This is a genomic window from Proteus sp. Marseille-Q3619, assembly GCF_965283115.1.
The window spans coordinates 765,305-791,451 of record NZ_CBDIMP010000001.1; the positions used below are offsets into that span (position 1 = coordinate 765,305).

Annotated in this window: 22 protein-coding genes; 5 read left to right on the forward strand and 17 right to left on the reverse strand. The window is 40.2% G+C overall.

All coding sequences use genetic code 11. The features are described from left to right. Nucleotide 1: 1 nt before the first annotated feature. From menH to ACWPWK_RS03630, 3 genes are all read right to left on the reverse strand, one after another. Nucleotides 2–769 (reverse strand): 2-succinyl-6-hydroxy-2,4-cyclohexadiene-1-carboxylate synthase, encoded by a 768-nt coding sequence (menH, locus tag ACWPWK_RS03620; RefSeq protein ID WP_109374132.1) that lies wholly within the window; start codon nt 767–769, stop codon nt 2–4. Continuing rightward, nucleotides 744–2,438 (reverse strand): 2-succinyl-5-enolpyruvyl-6-hydroxy-3-cyclohexene-1-carboxylic-acid synthase, encoded by a 1,695-nt coding sequence (menD, locus tag ACWPWK_RS03625; RefSeq protein ID WP_109374131.1) that lies wholly within the window; start codon nt 2,436–2,438, stop codon nt 744–746. The genes menH and menD overlap by 26 nt, the downstream gene beginning before the upstream one ends. 333 nt (nt 2,439–2,771) lie before the next feature. Further along, complete coding sequence (locus tag ACWPWK_RS03630; RefSeq protein WP_109374130.1) at nt 2,772–4,103, reverse strand: isochorismate synthase; 1,332 nt, start codon at nt 4,101–4,103, stop codon at nt 2,772–2,774. Nucleotides 4,104–4,313: 210 nt separating this feature from the next. Between ACWPWK_RS03630 and ACWPWK_RS03635 the strand changes: the two genes are divergently transcribed. From ACWPWK_RS03635 to ACWPWK_RS03645, 3 genes are all read left to right on the forward strand, one after another. Beyond that, a complete protein-coding gene (locus ACWPWK_RS03635; protein ID WP_454208346.1) occupies nt 4,314–5,489 on the forward strand; it encodes an alpha-xenorhabdolysin family binary toxin subunit A in 1,176 nt (391 codons plus the stop codon). A 52-nt stretch (nt 5,490–5,541) separates the two neighbouring features. Beyond that, nucleotides 5,542–5,865: a hypothetical protein gene (locus tag ACWPWK_RS03640; protein ID WP_454208348.1), complete on the forward strand. Its 324-nt coding sequence runs from the start codon at nt 5,542–5,544 to the stop codon at nt 5,863–5,865. Nucleotides 5,866–5,941: 76 nt separating this feature from the next. Then, entirely contained in the window at nt 5,942–6,586 is a 645-nt protein-coding gene (locus tag ACWPWK_RS03645; RefSeq protein WP_454209234.1) for an alpha-xenorhabdolysin family binary toxin subunit B, read from the forward strand. Between the two features lie 59 nt (nt 6,587–6,645). On the opposite strand, the gene nuoN is transcribed toward ACWPWK_RS03645, so the two are convergent. From nuoN to hexA, 14 genes are all read right to left on the reverse strand, one after another. Beyond that, complete coding sequence (gene nuoN / locus ACWPWK_RS03650) at nt 6,646–8,115, reverse strand: NADH-quinone oxidoreductase subunit NuoN (protein ID WP_109374127.1); 1,470 nt, start codon at nt 8,113–8,115, stop codon at nt 6,646–6,648. Between the two features lie 6 nt (nt 8,116–8,121). Then, nucleotides 8,122–9,651, reverse strand: a complete 1,530-nt coding sequence (gene nuoM / locus ACWPWK_RS03655; protein WP_109374126.1) for an NADH-quinone oxidoreductase subunit M — start codon at nt 9,649–9,651, stop codon at nt 8,122–8,124. 19 nt (nt 9,652–9,670) lie between these two features. Further along, nucleotides 9,671–11,506, reverse strand: coding sequence for an NADH-quinone oxidoreductase subunit L (nuoL, locus tag ACWPWK_RS03660; RefSeq protein WP_109374125.1), 1,836 nt, complete (start codon nt 11,504–11,506; stop codon nt 9,671–9,673). Continuing rightward, on the reverse strand, nt 11,503–11,805 hold the full coding sequence (gene nuoK / locus ACWPWK_RS03665) for an NADH-quinone oxidoreductase subunit NuoK (RefSeq protein WP_023581731.1): 303 nt from the start codon (nt 11,803–11,805) through the stop codon (nt 11,503–11,505). The genes nuoL and nuoK overlap by 4 nt, the downstream gene beginning before the upstream one ends. Continuing rightward, the gene (nuoJ, locus tag ACWPWK_RS03670) at nt 11,802–12,335 is read right to left on the reverse strand and encodes an NADH-quinone oxidoreductase subunit J (RefSeq protein WP_109374124.1); all 534 of its coding nucleotides are present in this window, start codon (nt 12,333–12,335) and stop codon (nt 11,802–11,804) included. Before nuoJ ends, nuoK begins: the two co-directional genes overlap by 4 nt. 12 nt (nt 12,336–12,347) lie before the next feature. Further along, nucleotides 12,348–12,890 carry an NADH-quinone oxidoreductase subunit NuoI gene (gene nuoI / locus ACWPWK_RS03675; protein ID WP_006533299.1) on the reverse strand — a complete coding sequence of 181 codons (543 nt, stop codon included), beginning with the start codon at nt 12,888–12,890 and terminating at the stop codon, nt 12,348–12,350. A gap of 14 nt (nt 12,891–12,904) precedes the next feature. After that, on the reverse strand, nt 12,905–13,882 hold the full coding sequence (gene nuoH, locus ACWPWK_RS03680) for an NADH-quinone oxidoreductase subunit NuoH (protein ID WP_006533300.1): 978 nt from the start codon (nt 13,880–13,882) through the stop codon (nt 12,905–12,907). After that, nucleotides 13,882–16,614, reverse strand: a complete 2,733-nt coding sequence (gene nuoG / locus ACWPWK_RS03685; protein ID WP_109374123.1) for an NADH-quinone oxidoreductase subunit NuoG — start codon at nt 16,612–16,614, stop codon at nt 13,882–13,884. Before nuoG ends, nuoH begins: the two co-directional genes overlap by 1 nt. Nucleotides 16,615–16,667: 53 nt before the next feature. Next, nucleotides 16,668–18,032, reverse strand: coding sequence for an NADH-quinone oxidoreductase subunit NuoF (gene nuoF / locus ACWPWK_RS03690; RefSeq protein ID WP_023581728.1), 1,365 nt, complete (start codon nt 18,030–18,032; stop codon nt 16,668–16,670). Then, nucleotides 18,029–18,574 carry an NADH-quinone oxidoreductase subunit NuoE gene (gene nuoE / locus ACWPWK_RS03695; RefSeq protein WP_006533305.1) on the reverse strand — a complete coding sequence of 182 codons (546 nt, stop codon included), beginning with the start codon at nt 18,572–18,574 and terminating at the stop codon, nt 18,029–18,031. Before nuoE ends, nuoF begins: the two co-directional genes overlap by 4 nt. Before the next feature lie 2 nt (nt 18,575–18,576). Further along, nucleotides 18,577–20,373 carry an NADH-quinone oxidoreductase subunit C/D gene (gene nuoC / locus ACWPWK_RS03700; protein WP_100158480.1) on the reverse strand — a complete coding sequence of 599 codons (1,797 nt, stop codon included), beginning with the start codon at nt 20,371–20,373 and terminating at the stop codon, nt 18,577–18,579. 76 nt (nt 20,374–20,449) lie between these two features. Further along, entirely contained in the window at nt 20,450–21,124 is a 675-nt protein-coding gene (locus ACWPWK_RS03705; protein ID WP_004243697.1) for a NuoB/complex I 20 kDa subunit family protein, read from the reverse strand. Nucleotides 21,125–21,141: 17 nt separating this feature from the next. After that, nucleotides 21,142–21,594, reverse strand: a complete 453-nt coding sequence (locus tag ACWPWK_RS03710; protein ID WP_036912633.1) for an NADH-quinone oxidoreductase subunit A — start codon at nt 21,592–21,594, stop codon at nt 21,142–21,144. A 799-nt stretch (nt 21,595–22,393) separates the two neighbouring features. Further along, complete coding sequence (hexA, locus tag ACWPWK_RS03715) at nt 22,394–23,311, reverse strand: transcriptional regulator HexA (RefSeq protein ID WP_109374122.1); 918 nt, start codon at nt 23,309–23,311, stop codon at nt 22,394–22,396. A gap of 860 nt (nt 23,312–24,171) precedes the next feature. On the opposite strand from hexA, the gene ACWPWK_RS03720 reads away from it, so the two are divergent. Both ACWPWK_RS03720 and yfbR read left to right on the forward strand, forming a co-directional pair. Continuing rightward, nucleotides 24,172–25,386, forward strand: coding sequence for a pyridoxal phosphate-dependent aminotransferase (locus tag ACWPWK_RS03720; protein WP_109374121.1), 1,215 nt, complete (start codon nt 24,172–24,174; stop codon nt 25,384–25,386). Nucleotides 25,387–25,521: 135 nt separating this feature from the next. Then, nucleotides 25,522–26,103 (forward strand): 5'-deoxynucleotidase, encoded by a 582-nt coding sequence (gene yfbR, locus ACWPWK_RS03725; protein WP_109374120.1) that lies wholly within the window; start codon nt 25,522–25,524, stop codon nt 26,101–26,103. The last annotated feature ends 44 nt before the right edge of the window (nt 26,104–26,147 follow it).

Consider the following 26,147-nt stretch of genomic DNA (forward strand, 5'->3'; position numbering starts at 1 on the left):
TTTAACCAAAGAGGGATAAAACATGATTTATCACCGCAGCGTAAGCAACAGGCTGTGCCTGATGGGCATTATGACCAGCTTGCGGGATAGTCGTTAATGGCAGCGAATACTGCTGCGCAATAGATTGAAACTTATTATCTTTTTCACCACAAAGCCAAATAAACGGCAATGTGAGTTGCTGCAACTCTGTGACAAGCCAAGGTTGATTACCTAAAGAAAGCGTTTCTAAACTTTCTGCAATACAAAAACCAGCGTTATGACAACGTTTTTCAACGAGTAATTGGCGTTTCTCATCACTTAGATCGGCAAATACGGGTTGCTGATACCACTGTGTCAATACGTCACTGATAGGTTCATTACGGAAACGCTCAGCCCAGCGTTTATCATGTGCAATACGATTTTGTCTTTCTGTTGCATCATATAAACCTGGATTTCCGCCTTCTACAATCAACCCCATTAATCCCGTAGTATCACCAAAACACGCATGATACATCGAAATTCTGCCACCTAACGAATAACCAATTAGCCAATAGTGGTCAACACCTTGCTCTTTTAGTGTATCTGTCAGCAACGTACTCACTTCAACAAAATTTTTCGCGCTGATAGAAGCAGAACCACCATGACGAGGCAAATCAATCACAAGTGATGGATATTCATGGCAAGCTTGAATGACAGGCTCCCATTCACAACCCTCACCTAATAGCCCATGCAACCAAACTAACCAAGGCCCTTCATTATGGGTATTATATCGCTGACATGCTAAAGTCATGAGATGTTACCTGTTTTACCAGCTGATTTAATGTTTTTGCACCATCGGTATCATCAACAATTAATTCAATTAATGTCGTTATTGGCGCCCCTGCCCAGCATTTCTGAACAGTCGTTAACAGTGCATCCCAACTTGTTGGTGATACATAATGCAAACCAAACATTGCAGCTGCGTGTTTGAAATTTAGTGAATGAGGCATACAGTAAAAGCGTTCTCGCTCTGCCTCTGGCGTTGGTAGCATTGAAAATATTTGCCCACCGTTATTATTGACTACGATAATAACATTAGGCGCATAAACTTGTTGATGCAACGCTAGACTATTTAAATCATACAGTGCAGATAAATCACCCAATATTGTTAATGTTGGCTTTTCTGTTGCACGATGAGCACCCGCAGATGTTGAAATTAAGCCATCAATACCACTTGCGCCTCGATTGCTCATCACAGGATAACCTTGTGGTAACTGAGCAAATGCATCGATTAATCGTACTATCAGACTATTGCCAACAAATAATTGTCCATCATTAGGAAGTAATTTATCTAATTGGTGCGCAACCTGTGCTTCACCAAAATAATCGGTTATTTCACTAACTTTTTGATAGGTTTGTTTGGCTATATTAGTTAATGCATTAGTCCACGGTGAATTATCAACCGCAGAATGTGCCGTTAGCCACTGCATCGGTGATAACGTAAATTTCTCACCTTGATGATGACCAGGATCTAAGCGCCCCGGAATAGGATCAATGATCCAATACGTTTTTGGAGAGCACCCTACTTGCCATTGTAATAAGCGTTTACCTGTTAAACTTGAACCAAATTGAATAACGATTTCAGCCTTATTTAATTCTGATTTTGTCTGTGGATTATTCAACCATAAATCGGCACAAGGCAACGGTTGCCCCGTTTGTGATAAAACATCACCCAATAAAGGCCAACCTAATTGAGATGCCCATTTTGCAACTTCGACACCTTCTTCTGGGCTAATACGTCCTGCGATAACCACCCCTTTTTTCTGACGTATAACATCCCATTGAGGATGCGTCGATACAGAGGTAAAAAGGGATTCTTGTAACCACGGCTTATCACTTTGCCACCAATGGCCCAATGCCTCAGTCCACGGCGTAGATGTTTTAACATCATCACCATATAACGGTTCAGCAAAAGGGCAATTAACGTGTAATGCGCCATGAACCAATGTATTCATCGCATTATCAAGTGTAGAAACTAACCAACTTGCGGGAATATCAGTTGTCGGTCGTGGTAAAGAGAGTGTTTTTGAAGGATGAGTTGCAAAAATACCTTGCTGACGAATTGCTTGATTCGCACCACAATCAATTAATTCTGGCGGTCTATCTGCGGTTAAAAAGATCACTCGCTCACCCGTTAATCCTGCTTCAATTAAAGCGGGATATAGGTTAGCCACCGCGGTACCCGATGTCACAATAACAGCAACAGGTTCTTTCGATGCTTTTGCAAGCCCTAATGCTAAATGCCCCAACCCACGCTCATCAAAATGTGTATGACACGTTAATTTATGATTTGCGGCTGCGGCAAGTGTTAAAGGTGTCGAACGAGATCCGGGTGCAATACAGATATGGCGTAAACCATGACGAGTCAAAGCTTCGAGTATAACTTTAGCCCATTGGCGATTAAACGAACTATTAGACATTGATCATCCCAACAACGAAAACCTGCAATTGCTATTATAATATCTGTTCCTAAATACTTTTCTTTAGCCTAGTTCAATGAACAGTCGTTTTCGTTAAATAAATCGTTAAAGAAACACTCAAAGAGTGCATTATTTAGGCTAATCATCCACTCTATTTTCAATGAACTCTTTTTATCGTTAAGAATAAGAATAAATAGCACAAGTGGCTTAAAGAATAGCATCAATTAGTTAACAAATCGCAATAGTTAATTGAAAAGTAGCACTAAAAATGCGCTTAAAATAAAACCATCAAATTTTGATGGTTTTAATAAATTTAAGATTATCTGTAATAAATTAATTTTCTTTTTCTAGCAATGTACGTAAACCCGCAGCTTTATTCTCAATTTCAGTCCATTCTTGTAGCGGATCTGAACCAGCAACAACACCTGCACCTGCATAAAGTGTCAGAGTATCATCATGCAGTTCACCACAACGTAGGCTTACGGCAAATTCTGTGTGTGGTAATCCTAAATATCCTGCTGAACCCGCATACCAACGACGCTCAAAAGGTTCATGTTGACGAATAAAAGCGCGAGCAATACTACGAGGTAAGCCACATACTGCGGCAGTAGGTTGAAGTCGTTTTAAACAGTCAATATCATCAGAATCAATCAGTTTCCCATGTATATAACGACGAAGATGTTGCACTTTACGGAGTCGGATCACATCCGCTGCTGAAACATCAATACCTTCAACACCTCCTTGTAATCGCTGACAAATATCATCGACCACCACCAGATTTTCATGCTGATTTTTTTTGTCATTCATCAGCCAATCTGCAAATTCTGTCGCTTGCTGTTCATTGTCAGAGCTGGCAGCCGTTCCTGCTAACGCTTCGGTATACAGCATTAACTCATCACGTTTATATAATCGTTCTGGGGTTGACCCCATAAATGCATCAGAAGGTGAAAAAGCCAACATATAATGATAGCAGTGATGATTAACATCACGACTTGCTTTCATAAATTGAATTGCTTTTAGCGGATTATCCAACGTCAAGCAAGTTGCTCTTGCAGGTACTACTTTTTCAAAATGATTTTGACGTATTTCATCTAATGCAAGAGTGAGATAATCGACCCACTGAGCTTGCGTTAAGGAGTGATTCACCGAAACCACAGAAACAGCAAGCGGCTCAATATCCAGCGCTTGATTTAAGGTTTGCAGAAAATCTAAGGTGCTTTGTTTATCACCTTCATTCAACATATTTAGATGAACAGAAAGCTGTTGCTGGTGGCGTCGAATTTCAATCCGTGGCAGAAAAAGGTAGGCGTCATCGCCATTTTTTTCATCAATACGACCAGGAATAATAGTATCCCATGCATTTAAGCCCCAAATACGTACATCATCAATACAGGGATCCGATTGGTGCACAGCTAAAAATTGGTGTGCATCTTGAATATGATTGAAACAGCGTAATTGTCCACAGGCTGCCACTTCTTCATGTTCATCACGATGCTGCCAATAAAATTGAGGATAATACGACTGCGCAGCAAGCCATGAGAGCAATGAAAATGAAACCTCTGCTGGCAAGGTGACTTTCAAATGTAAAAGATTACCTTGTGCTGTCAGATTTATATTTTTAACTTTTTCGTACAGTGTCGAAAACACAGGATTAACCTTTTCCACTCCAAATACCCACAACTAATTAAAAAGGAGATTATACGTCTCTATACGAATTATCAAAGGACTGATTAATTATAACCTTAGACATTTATCAAAGTTTTGTATTTTTCATGTTACAAAGTAGAAGTATTAACTCGCACTTCTGAAATAACCAACAAATCTTCATTAGATAAAGTGGTAAAGATAAAAATTTTCATACATAAGTGAGGTTATATGGATACAACCACCTTTGAACACGTCGATAAAATTATTGAGACGTCCGATATTCCTAAGGTTGCTTTGGGATTAATATTAGGTATAGATATTGAAGATGGACGACTACCTGGTATTGTGACATCTCATGATTTAATAAAAATAAAGTCTTATGTTAATAAAGCACTTTCTCTTCCTTACAAAATAGATGATGTCATCAAATTTATTCATTATAGTAAAATAAATGAATCACAACTCTCTCCTGATAATATTTTGTCTCTATTCATTCAAATACGGGAGCATGCATTTGAATGGAATCAAATTGAATATGCAATAAAGCAACAAGCAATTGATTTAGAAATAATGGGTAGAGAAATCACTTCTACAGGTGAAAATGTCATTTTATTTATTAGTCAAATGCCTTTATTAGCAAAAATATCTACTATTATTAATGACATTTCTGAGCAAGAGTTAAAAAACATTCGATACACATCTCAAGATAAAGAAGTTTCAACACAATTAATTCATATATTAGAAAGTATGAAAGAGGATATTGAAAATGAACGTGATAAGACCATAAAAATAAAAGACAGTTTATCTACCTTTAGAAGTAAAATAATGGGAGGCAAAGATAGCCAGAATGTCAATCATCATTCTATTTATCACGACATTCTTAACAAGAAAAGATTTATTAATGAGTTTTATACAGATAATAGTCGTTCACTTATTGAAGAACGAGATTTACTCGTTGAAGAAATAGAAATGCTCAAAGATGAATATAAACACTATATAGGTCTTGCATTTACGGGACTCGCGATTGGCATTATTGGTGTTATTATCACAGGTGGAATATTCGGGGCAAAAGCCGAAGCCATACGTAAAAAGAAAAATGAACTTATTCAAAAGGTGAAAGAAATCAATGCTGACATCGATATCTATGAAGGTTTATCTTTGCATTTAAATACATTTTATATTGAATTATCTGAAATAGAGCAATTTATTGAAGATGCAAATATGGCGTTAGAACATATTGAATATGTATGGCAAGCCATCTTAACAGAAATAGAAACATCAATAACGCATTTTAATAAAATTAACAATGCATTAGAGCTGATTAAATTTAGTATTTACCTAGAAAAAATTATCACCTTGGTATATGGTCATTGGTTACTCAAAGGAAATCTTACTCTCTTTTGATGATGCTCTTTCTACATTTTATTCATCTAAAGATTAACAAAAGGATATTGTTATGAATCATAATGAAAAACCCGTCAATTTAGAAGAATGTTTTAAACATAATCAATTATTTCATGCGCACAGAAATATTCTCTCTTTAAGTAATAGTAAATGTTATCTAGATAGTACACTTGAGGGAGAAGTCAATAATCTATTAGAAACAAACAATAAAAATATTGAACGCATTATTTATTTTTCACTTAGTTTAAAAAGCAGATTAAGGCAAAGTTTATTTAATGATATTTTTAAAACAATAAATGAAATTGACAATGAGATAAAAACAGGAAATCTTGATAATGAAATAAAAAATAAATTAGAAAAAAAAGAAAAGAAATAATCAATATATTTTCAAATGAAATAGATGAAATAGAGAAAATGATAAATGAACATGGTCATTCACTTTCAATTGATAAATCAATAAATTAAAAAATAAATTCCTCACAAATAAAGTAATGCCTTTTATCTATGATAAAGAAAATGATGTTAAAATATGTTCAGAAGAGATTATTACCTTAGAAAGTACATCAGAAAAAACAAAAAATGAGTTAGATATTATACGTGATAGTGAAGATATCTTACATAAAAGAAATTTTTTCGATCTTTTTAAAAACAAACTTCCTCAGCAACAACAAATTGATGTTCTTAATATTGAAACACAAGAAAAAAACGTTTTATCTTCATTGGTAAAAATACTGAATAATTTATTTTCCACGTTAGATACTGGCTTTTCTTATAGTAAAGTTGTTAAAACTCGGCATCAACTTACTTCGCTTTATTTATCACAAATAAAAAGTCTTCATCAATTAAAAACTAAGCAGCAAAAAATATTATTAAATATGAAACATCATTATAATATTATGGATATTGATTACTTTCTTCATATATTGATTAAACAGTTAACATTTCTATCTGAAAGTTGGCGGGAAATAGCCTTGAAAATATCAATTTTAGAAAACAACATCTTATTAAATGAAGAGATTATTATTCCTATCTTCTCATTTTTAGATGATTTCTCTTTATATTATGAGAGTGCAGACAAAATAAATATTTATCAATAATAATTAAAAAACGGCTCTATAAAAGAGCCGTTTTATTATTTAACGATTCGTTATTACGATTAGTTGATTGCTGGAGCAATAATCGCAAAATTCGTTAATTCAATAAGTGGTTGTGGCCATACCCCTAAGGCAATCACAACAACAGCACAGATTAGCGCAACAAATATTGCCATATTTTGTGATGTTGTTGAAATAGCTGGGGTGTTGTCATTGTCTGGTTTGCGTAAAAAGACAATAGCCGCAGCACGTAGGTAGTAGAATAAGCCAATTGCACTACCTAACACAACCATGCCTGTTAACCACCACAAGCTTGAGCTAATACCTGCAATGATGACATACAGTTTACCAATGAAGCCTAATGTAACTGGTACGCCTGCCAGTGATAGCATCATCAGTGACATCACCACAGCAACTACAGGGCGGCGCCAGAATAATCCGCGATAATCTTCCAGTGAATCCATTTCGCCTTCACGATAAGGACTTGACGCTACTGCAATAGCACCAAACGCCCCGAGACTTGCAAACAAGTAACCAGCCAAATAAATTTCAGCGGTTTCTTGTGCTAATACAGGGCTATATTGCAGCACAATTAATGCCACTAGTAGATAACCAAGGTGTGATACTGAAGAGTAACCCAATAAGCGTTTTACGCTCTTTTGCGTTAACGCCATGATGTTACCAAACAAGATAGAGGCAATTGCCATGAAACCTAAGATCATTCGTAAGGTTTCACTATCCGCAGCTGGCGCATCAAGGAATAAACGCATAACAACAGCAAAAATACCAATCTTACTTGCCGTCGCTAAGAACGCGCCAGTGGGTGCTGGTGCACCTTGGTAAACATCTGGTGTCCACAATTGGAATGGGAATAAAGATAATTTAAATCCAATTCCCACTAACATCATACCTAAACCTGCAAGTACTAATGGTTTATGGATATTGCTATCACTTAAACTTTGTCCCATTGCAGCAAAGGAGAGATCCCCTGCTTCTGCATAGAGAAGTGCCATACCAAATAGTAAGAAAGAAGAGGCTGCCGCAGAAAGCAGCATATATTTGATACCTGCTTCCAGTGATGGACGTTGTTGGAATGCGTAACCGATAAGACCAAACAGCGGTAATGTCAGTAATTCAATACCAATAAACATCGATGCAAAGTGGTGGGCAGACGAGAGTAAAATCCCTCCAACTACCGCAATCGCAATCAGCAGATAAAATTCTTCTTTGTTATCTTGATAGCCTTCTAACCAAGGATAAGCAAAAGCGATAGTTCCAATACCAGAAAGGATCACTAGTGCAGTAAAGAAGCTTGAGTATCCATCAACGTGATAAAGCGTGGTCACGTCCACTACGCCTAATGCATTAACGTAATAGAGCGAGCCCAGCGCAATGATGAAACCCGTAGCTGTCAAAGTGGCAATGGTAAAATGATCGCGTCGCCATGCAATGGACAGCATCACAACCACCACCGTCAATCCGACGATCAATAGCGGTAGCATTGCGATCAATTGTTCAGGAGTTATTGTCATGGCGAATTACGGCCTTACTGTTGAAATAGAAGCGGAATACCAAGTCTGGAGATTTTCCATCGCTGATATTGATGTGTCTAATACAGGTTGTGGGAAGAAGCCCAAAATAACCAGTAAAACAACCAATGTGATCAGGATAAAGAATTCTCTCAGATCTAACCCTTTATAGGTTCTTTCAGCTGTTTTCGGTGAACCATAGTAAGCCTGTTGCATCATCCACAGCGCGTAGACAGAAGCAAAGACTAAACCAAAGACCGAAATAATAGTGATCAGCTTAAAGTTACCATAAGTACCAAATAGGATCATAAACTCACCCACGAAGTTACCTGTTCCTGGCATACCTAAAGAGGCAACCGCAAAGAACAGTGAAAACGCAGGTAAGAAACGGATGCTTTTCCACAATCCACCCATTTGGTTCATATCACGCGTACCTAAACGCTCATACAGCATGCCACACATGATAAATAAACCCGCAGCTGACAAACCGTTGGTGATCATTTGAATAATCGCACCTTGGTAAGCCAATACAGAGCCGGCATAAATCGCAATCACGATAAAGCCCATGTGAGAAATACTACTGTAAGCCGCAAGACGTTTGATATCAGTCTGACGGAAGGCTAACAGTGCTGCATAGAATACGGTAATTAAACCTAACCACATCGCCACAGGTGCCAGTAACGCTGACGCTTCTGGGAAGAGTGGTAAGTTAAAACGTAATAGACCGTAAGCCGCTGTTTTTAGCAAAATACCTGATAAGTCAACAGAGCCTGCTGTTGGTGCTTCTGCGTGAGCATCCGCTAACCAGCCATGTACAGGTACGATAGGCATTTTTACTGCAAATGCAGCGAAGAAACCTAACATCAGAATAAATTGCAGTTCAGAGCCTAATACCGTATGTGCTTGTAATAAGGTATCGTAATTAAACGTCCAAATACCTGTTTCACGGTAGAAAGCAACCGCTAAACCGATAATGGCCAGCAACATTAACAAGCCACTTGCCTGTGTATAGATAAAGAATTTTGTTGCCGCACTGACGTGTGCTTTATCACTACTTCCTTTGTGTCCCCATAAAGAAATCAGGAAATACATTGGGATCAACATCATTTCCCAGAAGAAGAAGAATAAGAACAAGTCTGTCGCTAAAAATACGCCCATCACACCGGCTAAAATCCACAGCAGGTTAAAATGGAAAGCACCTTGTGATGGCTGATTTTCATTCCACGATGAAAGTACCGCTAAGATACCTAAAATCGCAGTTAATACAGTCATCAGCAATGACATACCATCAAGTGCAAATTGGATATTAATCCCTAAAGCAGGGATCCACGGCACAAAGAAAAACTCTGTCCAACGTGGTGCTCCATCAGCACTAAGTAGTTGATAATCGCCTTGCAACCAAAGTTGCACAGAAATAACGAGTGTTAATCCCATCGTCAGCAACGCAACCCAGCGAGGGACTTGCGAGCCGATTCGTTCAGCCTGCCAACTTAGCAGACCACCGATGAAGGGAATAAGTATTAGCCAGGGTAATAACATGGCGCAATGTGTCCCTTAATTAAACCAGAAGCAGCAGAGCGATAACCAGCACTGCACCTAAACCGAGAGAAGCCGCATACCAACGTGCCAATCCATTCTCACTGAAACTTAATCCTTTATTGGTACCTTTAAGCAGGCAACCGAATAAATTAAAGAATTGGTTAACAGGATCATTTTGGATAAGCCACGCCGCCCCTTTATAAGGTTTGACAAACAGCACTTCATACAGCGCATCGAATCCCCAAGCATGGAACCACCATGTTGAGAAGAAACGACCTGTACGAGTATTAGCAACCTTAGAAACACATTGACGCTGTTTCAGGTATAACCATGCTGCAATGGCAACGCCTACTATCGCTACCACACCAGAAAGTGCTTCTAATACATATTTACCCTCATGCGATGCGCTTCCTTCAGGGAAAACAGCACCTAACGGTTGAGTAATTAACGCACCGATAAATGTTGATAACAGTGCTAATACCGCTAATGGGAAAGTATGCGCAAACCCTTTAACTTGGTGTGCTTCGGTTTTGGTTTCACCATGGAATACGATGAAAATCAAACGGAAGGTATAAAGTGACGTAAATAACGCACCAACTAAACCTGCAAGCATTAAGTTAAAATGCCCGTTTGAATACGCACCCCATAAGATTTCATCTTTACTGAAGAACCCTGCTGTTAACAGTGGTAATGCCGCTAATGCGCCACCACCAATTAGGAAACAGGCGTAAACAAATGGGATCTTCTTACGTAATCCGCCCATCTTAAAGATATTCTGTTCGTGGTGGCAGGCAACAATCACAGAGCCTGCAGATAAGAACAGTAATGCTTTAAAGAAAGCGTGAGTCATTAAGTGGAAAATTGCCGCATCCCATGCTTGAGCGCCTAAAGCCAAGAACATATAACCAATTTGGCTCATGGTTGAATAAGCAAGGATACGTTTGATATCGGTTTGTACTAAAGCCGCAAAGCCCGCTAACACTAATGTGACTGCACCAATAATACCAACTAATTCGAGTACTTCAGGTGCCATTAAGAATAACGCGTTACTACGTGCAACCAAGTATACACCTGCCGTAACCATCGTTGCGGCGTGGATTAATGCAGATACTGGTGTAGGGCCTGCCATCGCATCCGCTAACCATGTTTGTAATGGAAGCTGTGCTGATTTACCTACTGCACCGCCTAATACCATTAACATTGCCCAGTTAATGACGCTTGATCCTACTGCTAATTGCTCAGGAGCCAGTACTGCCATTTCACGGAAGCTCAATGTACCTAATTGGTCAAATAGGATAAACATACCGATAGCTAAGAACACATCACCGATACGCGTTACGATAAACGCTTTCATCGCAGCGGCACCATTAGCAGGATTGCTATAATAGAAACCAATTAACAGGTAACTACATAGACCAACCCCTTCCCACCCCATATACATCAGCATCATATTATCAGCCAGTACTAAGACAACCATACTTGCGATAAATAAGTTGGTATAAGCAAAGAAGCGAGAATATCCTTCTTCGCCACGCATATACCAAGATGCATACATATGAATAAGGAAGCCAACACCGGTAATCACACCCAGCATGGTTAATGAAAGACCATCAAGAACCAGTGTAAACGGAATATTGAAATTCCCTGCTGACATCCAGTTCCATAAAGTCAGAACATACGTTTCTTGCCCATTAGCAAAGAAATCCATACCTGCCCAAAGTGCAACAAGGGCAGATAGACCAACAGAACCTGTACCAATCCATGCTGATACGTTTTCAGACCAACGACCACGCGAGAAAGCGAGCAGTAAAAATCCCAGCAGTGGTAGCAGAATGGTTAAATAGAGTATATTCATCCGCGCATCTCACTGACTGTATCAATATTGATGTTTTGGCGATGTCTATGAAGCTGTAACAACAATGCCAGACCAATACTTGCCTCTGCCGCCGCCAAACTGATTGCCAGAATATACATTATCTGACCATCCGTTTGACCCCAAAAGCTACCACCGACAACAAATGCCAGCGCAGCTGCATTAATCATAATTTCTAGTCCGATCAACATAAACAACAGGTTGCGGCGAAGTACTAAGCAGGTAAAACCTAACACAAACAGTACCGCAGCCAAGATCAAACCATGTTGAAGAGGTATCATTTTTGCTCCCCTGCGTTTTCGTTTTCGACGAGATCATCATGGCTCTTATCACGACCAATGTGGTAAGCAACAATCAATCCAGACAATAAGAGAACAGATGCTAACTCAACAGCCAGAATATAAGGCCCAAATAAGCTAATACCGACCTCTTTCGCGCCAATAACCTCTCCAGCAATTTCGCCGTGAGTGACACTACTAATGGCGTAAATTAACACGACTAATAGCGTCAGAGATAAAAGCGCAGGCCCAATCCAAAACTTCGGTTGTAGCCACTTTTTCTCTTGATCAACAACGGATTTACCTAAGTTGAGCATCATCACCACGAAAACGAATAACACCATAATGGCGCCAGCGTAAACAATGATTTCTAATGCACCAGCAAAATAGGCGCCTAACGAGAAGAAAACCACAGAGAGCGCAATCAATGAAATCACTAAGTACAACAAGGCGTGTACAGGATTGGTATGAGTGATCACTCTCAATGTTGCAAGGATGGCAATCAGCCCCGCGATGTAAAATGCAAATTCCATGAATATCGCTCCTTACGGTAACAGGCTTTTGACATCAATAGGTTTAGCTTCATCATCCGCATCACCTTTATCTTTGCCGTTAATCGCCATACCTGTTTTACGGTAAAAGTTATATTCAGGATATTTGCCTGGCCCTGAAATCAACAGATCGTCTTTTTCATAAACCAAATCCTGACGCTTAAACTCACCCATTTCAAAATCAGGCGTTAATTGTAACGCCGTTGTTGGGCAAGCTTCTTCACATAAACCGCAGAAAATACAGCGAGAAAAGTTGATACGGAAAAACTCCGGATACCAACGACCATCTTCATGTTCTGCTTTCTGTAATGAAATACAGCCAACTGGACAGACTGCTGCACACAAGTTACAAGCAACACAGCGTTCTTCACCATCAGGATCACGCGTCAACACAATTCGTCCACGATAGCGTGGTGCAACATTGACAGGTTCTTCCGGGTACATCTGTGTTTCGCGTTTGGCGAAGGCATGTAAGCCAATCATCCAAATGCTTCGTACCTGGGTGCCGAAACCAGTCAATAACTCTTTTAAAGTCATGGTTCAATCACCCCTTATTGAGCGTTGTAAAGTATCACTGCAGCAGTAACCAGCAGATTAATAAGCGTTAACGGTAAGCAAATTTTCCAACCAAAAGACATCACTTGGTCGTAGCGCGGACGCGGCAACGATGCACGGATAAGGATAAACATCATCATAAAGAACCCTGTTTTCAGTGCAAACCAAATGAATGATGGTAAGAAAGGCCCTTGCCAACCACCAAAGAATAACGTCACGATAAGACCCGATACCGCAACGATACCGATATATTCACCAACAAAGAATAAACCGAATTTCATACCAGAATATTCAATGTGATAACCATCAGCCAGCTCTTGCTCAGCTTCTGGTTGGTCAAATGGATGACGGTGACAAACAGCAACCCCAGCAATCGCAAACGTAATAAAGCCAAAGAATTGTGGGATGACATTCCACATATTTGCTTGTGAGTTTACGATGTCAGTCAGATTAAAAGAGCCAGCTTGTGCAACAACACCTAAGATTGAAAGTCCTAAGAACACTTCATAACTTACGGTTTGTGCTGATGCACGCATTGCACCTAACAGGGAATATTTGTTATTACTTGACCATCCTGCAAATAACACGGCATACACCGCAATACCTGCAACCATCAAGAAGAACAAAATACCGATGTTTAAGTCAGCAACAACCCATGTTGAGCTAACAGGTACAATCGCAAATGACAGCAGTAAAGATGAAAACGCAATCACTGGTGCAATGGTGAAGATAAAGCGGTCAGCAAATTTCGGGATCCAGTCCTCTTTAAAGAACATTTTAATCATATCCGCAATTAGCTGTGCTGAACCTGCATAACCTACACGGTTAGGCCCATAACGGTTTTGGAATAAACCCAGTAAACGGCGTTCCCCCATACTCATAAAAGCACCACAAGTGACCACGACAAGCAAGATCACAACGGCTTTTAATACGGTGAGTAAAATCTCTGTAACTTCAGGAGATAACCAGCTCATTATGCAATACCCCGCAGTTGACGAACCGATACACCCACCAGCGATGGAGAAATACCTGCCATACCTAACGGCAAGCCAATTTGACCTTGAGTCAGGTGAGCACTGATTTTCACAGGTAAGGTGAATTCACGGCCTTCGTAAGTAAACATCGCTTGCTGACCTTGAGTTAACGCTAATGCTTGGGCATCAGATTCACTCAATGTTAAATAAGCGGTTTCCATACGAGATTGGATAACTTCAGCGCGTTGTGATAACTCTTCACTACCAAATAAACGGTAGCAAGGTGCGACAGTCCATTGATTTTTCTGTGCATTAAATGGCGCAGGAATATCAGTGAAGTAGCCAAGTGTATTATCACCACATTCAATTAAACGCACACCCGGATCGCCAAAACGTAAGCTGCCACCCACTTCTGCTTGGAATTTATTCCATGCTTGAGGTGAGTTCCAACCCGGTGCCCATGCAAATGGAATTTGCTGACGAGGTGCTGTTGGGCTGTTATTACCTTCCATTGAGAACGCAAATGGGGTGTCGATATCTTTTGGTTGACGCTGTTCATGAACAGACACATTCGCCAGCATAGATGTACGACCACTATAACGATGTGGTTCACGAGCCAGTTTTTGTCCACGAATACGGAATGACGCATTTGGTGCCGCATCAACAATGCCAGCAAACTGAGGAAGACTCGTCGCACAATGTTCAATCACATTGTCTAACTGTGTCCAATCCAGTGTTCTTTCATGCCATTGTGAATCAACCGCACTCAACCAACGCCAGCTTTCATGCATCACCACTTCTTTGTTATAGAAAGAAGGTTCGAAAACTTGGAAATAACGTTGTGCTCTGCCTTCTTGACTCACCATTGTTCCATCACTTTCAGCGAATGAAGAAGCTGGGAGAACAAGATGTGCTTTCGCCATAATGTCAGTTTGCTGGTGGTCGATGACAATTAAGTTATCTACTTTAGCAATCGCATCATCAATCACGTCGGCATCAAAATGACGATATAAATCGTTTTCCATGACAACAACGGTGTTAGCTTGACCACTACGCATCATTTTTAATGCGTCATCAAGTGGCTGTGCATTCATCATGGCAAGACCCATGCTGTTTGCATCATCAGCAACGAAAGAAAGCCCTACTTCATTACCTTTCGCTTTTAATGCAAAAGCAATGTTAGCGGCTGCTTTGATAACGTCTTCGCTCCCCGCATGGCTACCACTGATAATTAATGGTTTCTTGGCTTGAGAAAGTGCTTGAACAACCATTTCGATGTGTTTATTCAGTGCTTCATCAATGCCATCAACAGCAGGTGCATCACCGTTAATGTTATTCGCAATCGCAAAGCCTAAACGCGCTTGATCAACAACGGGTGCACGATAACTCCACGCAGCAACATCATCGAGGCGAGTTTCATCAACATGAGTGACAAACAGTGGGTATTTTGCACGTTGCCCAATATTCATAATCGCAGCAATTTGCCAGTCAGCCACTTTTTGAGCTGCCGCCATTTCACGCGCTTTACCTTTCACGGCCTGGCGTACAGACAATGCCATACGAGCACCAGTTTGTGTTAAATCTTCACCTAACACTAAAACGGCATCGTAATCTTCAATTTCACGCAGAGATGGAGTATGAACGCCACCTTTTTGTAAAATATCTAACATTAAGGTCAGACGTTTTTGCTCTGATGCAGAGATACCGCTATAGAAGTTTTCAGCGCCAACAACTTCACGTAATGCGAAGTTACTTTCAATGCTTGCACGCGGGGAACCAATACCCACGATACGCTGACTTTTCTTCAGCATATCCGCAGCTGCTTGAGTCGCTTGAACAGCGTTAATTTCTAACCAGTTACTGCCTAAACGTTTTTTAGGCTGACGAGGTCTGCTTGCTAAATTCACATAGCCATAGCCAAAACGACCACGGTCACAAAGGAAATAGCGGTTTACAGTCCCGTTATAACGGTTTTCGATACGACGTAATTCACCGTAACGTTCACCAGGGCTGATGTTACAACCCATGCTACAACCCTGACAAATGCTTGGTGCAAACTGCATATCCCATTTGCGGTTATAACGAGATGAGTGGGTTTTATCGGTGAAAACACCCGTCGGACAAATTTCAACCAAGTTACCTGAGAATTCGCTCTCTAATGTGCCATCTTCAACGCGTCCAAAAAATACGTTGTTATGTGCACCAAAGACACCAAGATCAGTACCATCAGCATAATCTTTGTAGTAACGAACACAGCGGTAACAAGCAATACAACGGTTCATTTCGTGAGAAATAAACGGTCCCAAGTCTTGGTTTCTATGTGTACGCTTAGTAAAGCGATAGCGACGCATAGTGTGACCTGTCATTACCGTCATATCTTGAAGGTGGCAGTTACCGCCTTCTTCACAAACTGGACAGTCATGAGGATGGTTTGTCATATACCATTCAACAACGCTTTCGCGGAATTTCTTCGCTTCTTCGTCATCGATAGAGATAAACGTGCCATCAGTCGCAGGTGTCATACAAGACATCACTAAACGACCGCGGGTATCCTCAGCATTTTGATACTGCTTAACCGCACACTGGCGGCAAGCGCCAACGCTTCCCAGCGCTGGATGCCAGCAAAAATAAGGAATATCTAAGCCTAAATTAAGACAGGCTTCTAACAGGTTATCAGCCCCGTTAACTTCATATTCTTTGCCGTCTACATGAATCGTAGCCATAGTCAGCATGCTTCCCAAAGGCCTGCACAGCAGGCGTTAAACCTAGAATGTGTCGTGAAAAATTACCAGCGGCTTTTCAGCAAGTTAGGCTGAATACCTCTGATCAAGTTGGCATTGGTATAATCTTCTTGAATAATGCCAGCCTCAAATTCTTCACGGAAATATTTAATGGCGCTTTGTAAAGGTTCTACTGCACCCGGTGCGTGAGCACAGAATGTGTGTCCCGGACTTAAAGAACGACATAAATGTTCAAGGGTTTCGATATCACCAGGGCGACCTTTACCGTTTTCTATCGCACGTAAGATTTCGACACTCCATGGCAAGCCATCACGACAAGGTGTACACCAGCCACAAGATTCACGAGCAAAGAACTCTTCTAAGTTACGGGTTAATGAAACCATATTAATTTCATTATCTACCGCCATTGCAAGTGCTGTACCTAAACGGCTACCTGCTTTTGCAATCGTGCCAAAATCCATTGGAAGATCGAGGTGATCTTCTGTTAAGAAGTCAGTACCTGCACCACCCGGTTGCCATGCTTTTAGCTTAAGACCATCACGCATACCGCCTGCGTAATCTTCAAGGATCTCGCGCGCTGTTGTACCAAATGGTAATTCCCATAAGCCCGGATATTTCACACGACCTGAGAATCCCATTAATTTAGTACCCGCATCTGGGCTTTTACCTTCACTTAAGCCGATATACCAATCTTTGCCATGTTCAATAATCGCAGGCACATTACACAGTGTTTCAACGTTATTGACACAAGTTGGTTTACCCCATGCTCCTGATGTTGCAGGGAATGGAGGTTTAGAGCGCGGGTTAGCACGACGACCTTCTAATGAGTTGATTAATGCTGTCTCTTCACCACAGATGTAACGACCTGCACCCGTGTGAACAAACAGTTCAAAATCAATGCCTGAACCAAAGATGTTTTTACCCAGAAAGCCTGCTGCTTTTGCTTCTTCAATAGCATGGCGCAGATTCTTAGCCGCTTCGATATATTCGCCACGAAGGAAAATATAGCCACGGTAAGCTTTTAGTGCGTGAGCGCCGATAATCATCCCTTCAATTAACAGATGTGGAAGTTCTTCCATTAAGAGACGGTCTTTATAAGTACCCGGCTCCATTTCATCTGCGTTACAAAGGATGTAACGGATATTCATGCTTTCATCTTTTGGCATCAGGCTCCATTTCAAGCCTGTTGAGAATCCAGCACCACCACGACCTTTTAGGCCAGCATCTTTAACTTCAGTGGTCACCTCAGTCGGTGACATACCTTTTAATGCTTTTTCTGCCGCTTTATAACCGTTTGTAGCACGGTATTCATCCAACCATACAGGCTGACGATCATCACGTAAGCGCCACGTTAGCGGGTGCGTTTCTGCGCTACGAATAATCGGTTTTGCTCCTGAAATTGCTGTCATGGATACTGCTCCAGTAACGTTTCAATCTCTTCAGGTTTAACAAAGCTGTGAGTATCGTCATCTACCATCATAGTAGGACCTTTATCACAATTACCTAAACAGCAGGTTGGCAGTAACGTAAAGCGACCATCTGGTGTAGTTTGACCAGGAATGATATTAAGGTGCTTTTCAATCGCTGCTTGAATGCCTTGATAACCTGTAATATGACAAACCACGCTGTCACAAAAACGAATGATGTGACGGCCAACGGGTTGACGGAAAATTTGGCTATAGAACGTCGCAACGCCTTCAACATCGCTTGCAGGGATCCCAAGAACATCCGCAATCGCATAAATTGCGCCGTCTTCAACCCAACCGCGGTTCTTTTGCACAATTTTCAGTGCTTCAATAGAGGCTGCACGCGGATCTTCGTAATGATGTTTTTCTTGTTCAATTTCAGCACGTTCTTCTTCAGTTAAAACAAACGTTGCTTTCTTTGAATGTGTTACATCAACGATTTCGATCTGCACAGCATCATCTTTTTGGTTTAATTCATTTTGCATGATTAACGATCCACATCCGACATTACAAAATCAATACTTCCCAGATACACAATCAAGTCAGAAACCAGACTACCGCGGATAACCGCTGGGATTTGTTGCAAGTGAGCAAAACTTGGCGTACGAATACGGGTACGGTAGCTCATTGTGCTGCCATCACTGGTTAAGTAATAGCTGTTGATCCCTTTCGTGGCTTCAACCATCTGGAATGATTCATTAGCAGGCATAACAGGACCCCATGAAACCTGTAAGAAGTGGTTAATCATGGTTTCGATATGCTGTAATGTACGCTCTTTTGGTGGAGGCGTTGTCAGTGGATGGTCTGCTTTAAATGGCCCTTCTGGCATATTTTTATAGCACTGTTCCAGAATACGTAAGCTTTGGCGTAGTTCTTCTACTTTCAGCATTACGCGGTCATAACAGTCACCATTACTTGCGACAGGGATTTCAAATTCAAAGTTTTCATAACCTGAATATGGACGCCATTTACGCACGTCAAACTCAACCCCAGTTGCACGAAGACCGGCACCTGTGACACCCCAATCTAATGCTTCTTTAGTATTATATGAGGCAACACCAATAGTACGACCTTTTAAGATACTGTTTTGCAGTGCTGCTTTTACGTAAGAATCTAGACGTTTTGGCATCCAATCTAAGAATTCACGTAATAAGCGTTCCCAACCGCGAGGTAAGTCATGAGCAACACCACCGATACGGAACCATGCAGGGTGCATACGGAATCCGGTAATTGCTTCAACGATGTTGTAAACTTTTTGACGGTCAGTAAAGGCAAAGAACACGGGTGTCATCGCACCAACGTCTTGGATAAAGGTACTGATATACAGTAAGTGGCTATTAATACGAAATAGCTCAGACAGCATGACACGAATGACTTTAACGCGTTCAGGCACTTCAATACCGGCAAGTTTTTCCACTGCAAGTACATAAGGCATTTCGTTAACGCATCCGCCGAGGTATTCAATTCGGTCTGTGTATGGGATATAACTGTGCCAAGATTGGCGCTCACCCATTTTTTCAGCACCACGGTGGTGATAACCCACGTCAGGCACACAGTCGACGATCTCCTCGCCATCAAGCTGAAGAATAATACGGAATGCACCGTGAGATGATGGATGGTTAGGGCCGAGGTTTAAGAACATAAAGTCCTCATTCTCAGTACCGCGTTTCATCCCCCACTCTTCAGGTTTGAATGTCAGCGATTCCATTTCCAGATCCTGTTTCTGCTTTGTCAGCACATAAGGATCGAACTCTGTCGCACGAGCAGGATAATCTTTACGCAACGGATGACCTTCCCAATCAGGAAGCATCATAATACGGCGTAAATTTGGATGCCCATTAAAGACAATCCCAAACATATCCCAGACTTCACGCTCATACCAATTCGAGTTAGGAAAGATAGATGTGATAGTCGGAACATTAAGATCATTTTCACTTAATGCGACTTTCAGCATGATATCTTTATTACGATCGATTGATATCAGATGATAGAAAACAGAAAAGTCTGCTGCTGGCAAGCCTTGACGATGCGTACGAAGACGCTCATCAAAACCATGCATATCAAACAGCATGACATAAGGTTTTGGTAAAGATTTGAGGTATAGCATTACCTCAATAAGTTGTTCCCGTTTTACCCAAACAACTGGCATGCCAGTACGAGTAGGCTGGAACGTAAACGCATCTGGCCCAAATTTCTGACGCAGTTCATTAACCACCTGATCATCAATATGATCGGTCGTTTCCCACGCTGGCCGAGCGCCTTTTTGCGCTATCTGATCGGTCATTTCTATTCACCACAACTTTGATCAGGGTTACTATGATCGCAACACATTGCTCTGGTTACGTCTTAGGCAAAAGCCTTTAAATTTCGTCAGGAGTACGCAGGTTTTTCACTGCGATACGTTCACCGTGTTTTCTTTCTCGTTCTGATTGCATATTGGCACGGTAAACACCTTGGTCGCCGACAACCCATGATAATGGGCGACGTTCTTTACCAATGGACTCTTGTAATAACATCAGTGCTTGCATGTAAGCTTCAGGGCGTGGTGGACAGCCAGGAATATACACATCAACTGGAATGAACTTATCAACACCTTGCACTACTGAGTAGATGTCGTACATACCACCAGAGTTTGCACATGCCCCCATAGAGATAACCCATTTAGGCTCTAACATCTGATCGTATAAACGTTGAATAACGGGTGCCATCTTAGTAAAGCAAGTACCCGCAACCACCATAAAGTCAGCTTGACGAGGTGATGCACGTAATACTTCTGAACCAAAACGAGCCACGTCATGCACAGCCGTAAATGACGTCACCATTTCAACGTAACAACAGGAAAGACCAAAGTTATATGGCCATAAAGAGTTTTTCCGTCCCCAGTTCACAACATCATGCAACGCATGTTCCAGTTTTCCCATATACACGCTGCGATGAACGTGAGCATCTAATGGGTCACTGACAATTTCCTGTGATTGCAGGGGATAACGGTCATTCTCACCGTTCGGATCTATGCGGGTGAGCGTATAATCCATTTCTAATGCCTCGCTTATTACTGCTGCGGATGTTTGCCGCTGGTTAATCGAACATGGCTTTTACTCGCGGTTTCACGACGAGAGCGAACAGGCGTCCAATCTAATGCGCCTATACGAACCAAATAGAATAATCCAGCTAATAAAATAGCGATGAAGACTGACGCTTCAATAAAGCCTAACCAGCCAACTTCACGAACGGAAACAGCCCAGGCATAAAGAAACAGTGCTTCAACATCGAAAATAACGAAAAACATGGCAACTAAATAGAATTTAGCTGACATGCGCAGACGAGCGCTGCCAACAGAATCAAGACCAGATTCATAAGGAACATGCTTTGCCCTTGCCTGTGCGCGTCCGCCTAAATAGCGGGCACCCAACAACATGAGCGAACATAACCCCAATGCGCCTATGAGGAAGACAGCAAATGCCCAATGATGGGCGATAACTTCGGTGGTTGTAGACATACTCATTGCTTACTCATCAAAGGTGGTGTCAATTAACCAACTCTTATCCGGCGGTTTACACCACATTTCTAATTACGAAAAAAAAGGCGAATTAAACAGACTTGCTAATTAAAGAAATAATAACAGTCTATTTATACCTTTCTTATTTTTTGGAAAACTTTGCGACAAATCCCTCAGTTTTCCATCGCGATTTAACAAATTTAACACTCATTTTTAACACTCAATTACTGGCTAATGCTAAAACGTGTCAGTCAATCGACAAACTTTATGCTAACACGCTTAGTCTAACCGATAATTCGATTTTACTACACCAGTATCTCAGGAAAAACCTGACTCAATATAGGCAAATGTGCCTTATTTTCTTGATCAAACTCACAAAATAGTCGAAAAAATACTTAATCAGTTTAAAATTTATCCAAATTTTAACAAATTAACTTTCTAATATTGTGGAGGAGGTCAAATATCCGATTAGATTTACTTTTTTATTCTCTTAAAACCTAGACAATCTTTTTATTTGTTAACAAATCCTACAACTGATTAACCAAGGGGGAAGGTAAACATTTTTTTAACAAACAGTTAAGGTAGTTTTGGAATGAAATGTCACAAAGATAAATACATAAAACAACATAATTATTAACAAGGTGTTACTATTTCAAAAAATGGCAATAAAAAAACGGAAATAAACGCACTTAATTGCATCTATTCCCGTTTATCACTATTCATCACTATCCAGTTTTATTTGACTCTTTTTTAATCTTTAATTTTTGTGTTCTAACGCTAAAAATTCACACAATTATTAATGTGATTATTCAAGTTCAGTAGAGCTAATATCTTCAGATGCAGTGACGGTATAAGGTGTTTTCTTGTTTTCAATCGCATTGAATACCGTTAACACCGCTTCATTTTGTTCATCAGAGTTACGATACAACCAATACTGTGTTTCAGGTAAACGAGGTAATCCTTCGCTTTCGCCTAAAATACGTAAATCGGCATTTTGCATTTCAAGTGGACGTGCAGTAATACCCACTTCTGCATTAACTGCGGCACGAACAGCTGATAAAGAAGCTGCTTCATAAGCAATACGCCATTGGATCCCAGCATCATCTAACGTGTTTATCGCTAATTGACGGAATGGGTTCGTTTCATCCATTACAACTAAAGGAATAGGCTCATTCATTTGTAATTGAAAATCTGGCGCACAATGCCATAGCACTGGTGCAGTACGTAACGCTGTACGAGGATGATGACCAATACGTGCTGTTGTTAATGCTAAATCAATTTCATGATTATCTAGCATTGTTTCAATATATTGAGAACGCTTAATGCGAACATCAACAGCTAAACGTGGATACACTGATGCGATACGGTTTAATAAAAACGGTAATAAAGTATCAACAGAGTCATCAGAAGCACCAATACGTAGCTCCCCTTCTGCATCGCTATACGTTAATGATGCCGTTGCATCATCATTCGCACGCAGAATTTGACGAGCATAACCTAACAGTTGTAGGCCATGCTCTGTTAAAAGTTTATTACGACCATGGCGGGCGAAAAGCTCTCTACCTACCAATTGCTCTAAACGTTGCATCTGCTGACTCACAGCAGATTGGGTTCGACATACAGCAGCAGCGGCTGCTGCAAAAGTGTTCAAATCTGCTACAGCTACAAACGTTCTAAGCAGATCGAGGTCGAGATTCATTATCGGACGATTTGCATTAATCATTGTTTATTCTTCACTTATTTTTGATTTTTAAATTACATATACCTGGTGTTTTATATCAAAAGTCTAAAAAAGACTTCCGATTCAGACAGTACTCTACTCTGAAAAGGAGAGCAAAGACATACCGAATACTTTACATTTGTTTCTTATCGTTTACACCTCCTAGATGGAAAGGAATTGCATCTTTTTGTAACAAATTAAATTTTATTATCATTTCAAGCATTCACAAGAAAGAACTGTATACCGTCACCACAAGTTAGACTTAGATCATACTATATTGCTTTCTCATTCATAAATTTTAACATTTTGAAAATAATTTAAATTATCTTAACTATGCATTCGAATTTAAGTATCTTCCCCTATAAACTAAATTTAAGATTTAAATTTAATTTATACTTAAACTAATTGATTGCTATAGAATTAAATAGATTTAACCATATTATTTGAAAATTTAATATATTAAGCCAGATAATACAAATCCGATAAAATTATTCAATAATTGATTATGCAACATTTCATCTACCTGTGTATCACATCAACTTCTTTCTAATCACCACACTAAAAAGCCCTCTTTCAACAGAATAATAATCCAGATTATTTTTCAAAACTGAAACATAAATCTGATATAAGCAATATAATCAGTCATCAAAATAACATTCCAAGAATAAACTGACCTTTTACACCAAAAATTACCTAGCATCTTCAAAAGTTTGTAACGTAAGAGTAGAGTGATAGAACAGTTATTTGCTGGGACAGCCTTTTCATTTGTATCTTTCTATATGAATAGCAATCGGCGATAAATTTCGCTAAGTCGCCATAATCACAATAAAGATACGAGTCAGACCCTATTAGGTAAACGCGCTATGAATCAGATTAAAAAATCAAACAAACTCGAACATGTCTGTTACGACATTAGAGGTCCGGTTTTGCAAGAAGCAAAACGTCTGGAAGAAGAAGGTAACAAAGTTTTAAAACTCAATATTGGTAACCCAGCACCTTTTGGCTTTGAAGCACCTGATGAAATTTTAGTAGATGTGATCCGCAATCTACCAAGCTCTCAGGGTTATAGTGACTCCAAAGGTCTGTTTTCGGCGCGTAAAGCTATCATGCAGCATTATCAAGCTCGTGATATGCGTGATGTCACTGTTGAAGACATTTATATTGGTAATGGTGTTTCCGAGTTAATCGTACAGGCGATGCAAGCCTTATTGAATAATGGCGATGAAATGCTAGTGCCTGCGCCTGATTACCCATTATGGACAGCAGCAGTTTCTCTTTCGGGAGGAAATGCCGTTCACTATATGTGTGATGAGCAACAAGGTTGGTTCCCTGATTTAGATGATATCCGCAGTAAAATTACAAAAAATACCCGCGGCATTGTTATTATCAACCCAAACAATCCAACGGGTGCGGTATATAGCAAAGATATTCTGATGGAAATCGTTGAAATAGCTCGTCAGCATGATCTGATTATCTTTGCAGATGAGATCTACGATAAAATTCTCTATGATGATGCAGAGCATTACTCTATTGCCGCAATGGCACCAGATTTATTAACCGTCACTTTTAATGGTTTATCAAAAACCTATCGTGTTGCTGGTTTCCGTCAAGGTTGGATGGTATTAAACGGCCCTAAAAAACATGCTAAAAGCTATATTGAAGGCTTGAATATGTTAGCGTCTATGCGTTTATGCGCTAACGTTCCGATGCAACACGCCATTCAAACTGCATTAGGTGGTTATCAAAGTATTAGTGAATTTATCCTTCCGGGAGGTCGCTTATACGAACAACGTAATCGAGCTTGGGAGCTGATCAATCAAATTCCTGGTGTTTCTTGCGTTAAGCCAATGGGTGCTCTTTATATGTTCCCTAAGATTGACTTAAATCGCTACAGTATTAAAGACGATCAGAAAATGATCCTCGATTTATTGTTGCAAGAAAAAGTGCTATTAGTACAAGGTACTGCCTTTAACTGGCCATACCCAGACCATTTCCGTATTGTGACTCTTCCGCGTGAAGATGATTTAGATATGGCAATTCAAAAATTTGGCCGTTTTATTGTGGGTTATCACCAATAAAACGCATCAAATTAAAATAAAACGCAGTATAACAGCCCGTTATATTGCGTTTTTTATTTTCTTTTTTTATTGCCGTTTACATCTACTGATTATCCACTCACAATAATGTCTTCAATCACGCAATTGGGAGATATTATGAGTTACTTTTTTGCCCACCTTTCTCGCTTAAAACTCATTACTCGTTGGCCTTTAATGCGTAACATTCGCCAAGAAAACGTTTCTGAGCACAGTTTACAAGTGGCTTTTGTTGCCCATGCCTTAGCGGTGATTAAAAATCGTAAATTTAATGGCAATATCAATGCCGAACGAATTGCATTACAAGCGATGTATCATGATGCAAGCGAAGTGATCACTGGCGATATGCCAACGCCTATTAAATATCACAATCCTCAAATTGCTCATGAATACAAAAAAATAGAAAAATACGCGCAGCAAAAACTAATTGAAATGTTACCCGAAGAATTACAAGATGACTTTCGCCCTCTTATTGATGAGCAATTACATAGCGAGGAAGAAACATTTATTGTAAAACAAGCAGACAGCTTGTGTGCCTATTTAAAATGTCTTGAAGAGTTAGCCGCTGGCAATAGTGAGTTTAATTTAGCGAAAAATCGGTTAGAAAAAACCCTAGCAGAAAGGCATAGCCCAGAAATGGACTATTTTATGAAGGTGTTTGTACCAGGGTTTAGTTTATCGCTGGATGAGATTAGTGAGTGAGCAATTAAGTAAACCATTTTTATAAAAAGGTGAGTGCTAACAAT

What these genes read in the sequence shown, in the direction of transcription:
- ACWPWK_RS03720 (WP_109374121.1), top strand. Translation starts at nt 24,172, where the DNA reads ATGAATCAGATTAAAAAATCAAACAAACTCGAACATGTCTGTTACGAC.
- menH (WP_109374132.1), bottom strand. Translation starts at nt 769, where the DNA reads ATGACTTTAGCATGTCAGCGATATAATACCCATAATGAAGGGCCTTGG.
- hexA (WP_109374122.1), bottom strand. Translation starts at nt 23,311, where the DNA reads ATGATTAATGCAAATCGTCCGATAATGAATCTCGACCTCGATCTGCTT.
- ACWPWK_RS03635 (WP_454208346.1), top strand. Translation starts at nt 4,314, where the DNA reads ATGGATACAACCACCTTTGAACACGTCGATAAAATTATTGAGACGTCC.
- nuoF (WP_023581728.1), bottom strand. Translation starts at nt 18,032, where the DNA reads ATGACAGCAATTTCAGGAGCAAAACCGATTATTCGTAGCGCAGAAACG.
- nuoC (WP_100158480.1), bottom strand. Translation starts at nt 20,373, where the DNA reads ATGACCGATCAGATAGCGCAAAAAGGCGCTCGGCCAGCGTGGGAAACG.
- nuoI (WP_006533299.1), bottom strand. Translation starts at nt 12,890, where the DNA reads ATGACTTTAAAAGAGTTATTGACTGGTTTCGGCACCCAGGTACGAAGC.
- nuoE (WP_006533305.1), bottom strand. Translation starts at nt 18,574, where the DNA reads ATGCAAAATGAATTAAACCAAAAAGATGATGCTGTGCAGATCGAAATC.
- nuoM (WP_109374126.1), bottom strand. Translation starts at nt 9,651, where the DNA reads ATGTTATTACCCTGGCTAATACTTATTCCCTTCATCGGTGGTCTGCTA.
- ACWPWK_RS03710 (WP_036912633.1), bottom strand. Translation starts at nt 21,594, where the DNA reads ATGAGTATGTCTACAACCACCGAAGTTATCGCCCATCATTGGGCATTT.
- yfbR (WP_109374120.1), top strand. Translation starts at nt 25,522, where the DNA reads ATGAGTTACTTTTTTGCCCACCTTTCTCGCTTAAAACTCATTACTCGT.
- ACWPWK_RS03705 (WP_004243697.1), bottom strand. Translation starts at nt 21,124, where the DNA reads ATGGATTATACGCTCACCCGCATAGATCCGAACGGTGAGAATGACCGT.
- ACWPWK_RS03640 (WP_454208348.1), top strand. Translation starts at nt 5,542, where the DNA reads ATGAATCATAATGAAAAACCCGTCAATTTAGAAGAATGTTTTAAACAT.
- menD (WP_109374131.1), bottom strand. Translation starts at nt 2,438, where the DNA reads ATGTCTAATAGTTCGTTTAATCGCCAATGGGCTAAAGTTATACTCGAA.
- nuoG (WP_109374123.1), bottom strand. Translation starts at nt 16,614, where the DNA reads ATGCTGACTATGGCTACGATTCATGTAGACGGCAAAGAATATGAAGTT.
- nuoL (WP_109374125.1), bottom strand. Translation starts at nt 11,506, where the DNA reads ATGAATATACTCTATTTAACCATTCTGCTACCACTGCTGGGATTTTTA.
- nuoK (WP_023581731.1), bottom strand. Translation starts at nt 11,805, where the DNA reads ATGATACCTCTTCAACATGGTTTGATCTTGGCTGCGGTACTGTTTGTG.
- nuoH (WP_006533300.1), bottom strand. Translation starts at nt 13,882, where the DNA reads ATGAGCTGGTTATCTCCTGAAGTTACAGAGATTTTACTCACCGTATTA.
- nuoN (WP_109374127.1), bottom strand. Translation starts at nt 8,115, where the DNA reads ATGACAATAACTCCTGAACAATTGATCGCAATGCTACCGCTATTGATC.
- nuoJ (WP_109374124.1), bottom strand. Translation starts at nt 12,335, where the DNA reads ATGGAATTTGCATTTTACATCGCGGGGCTGATTGCCATCCTTGCAACA.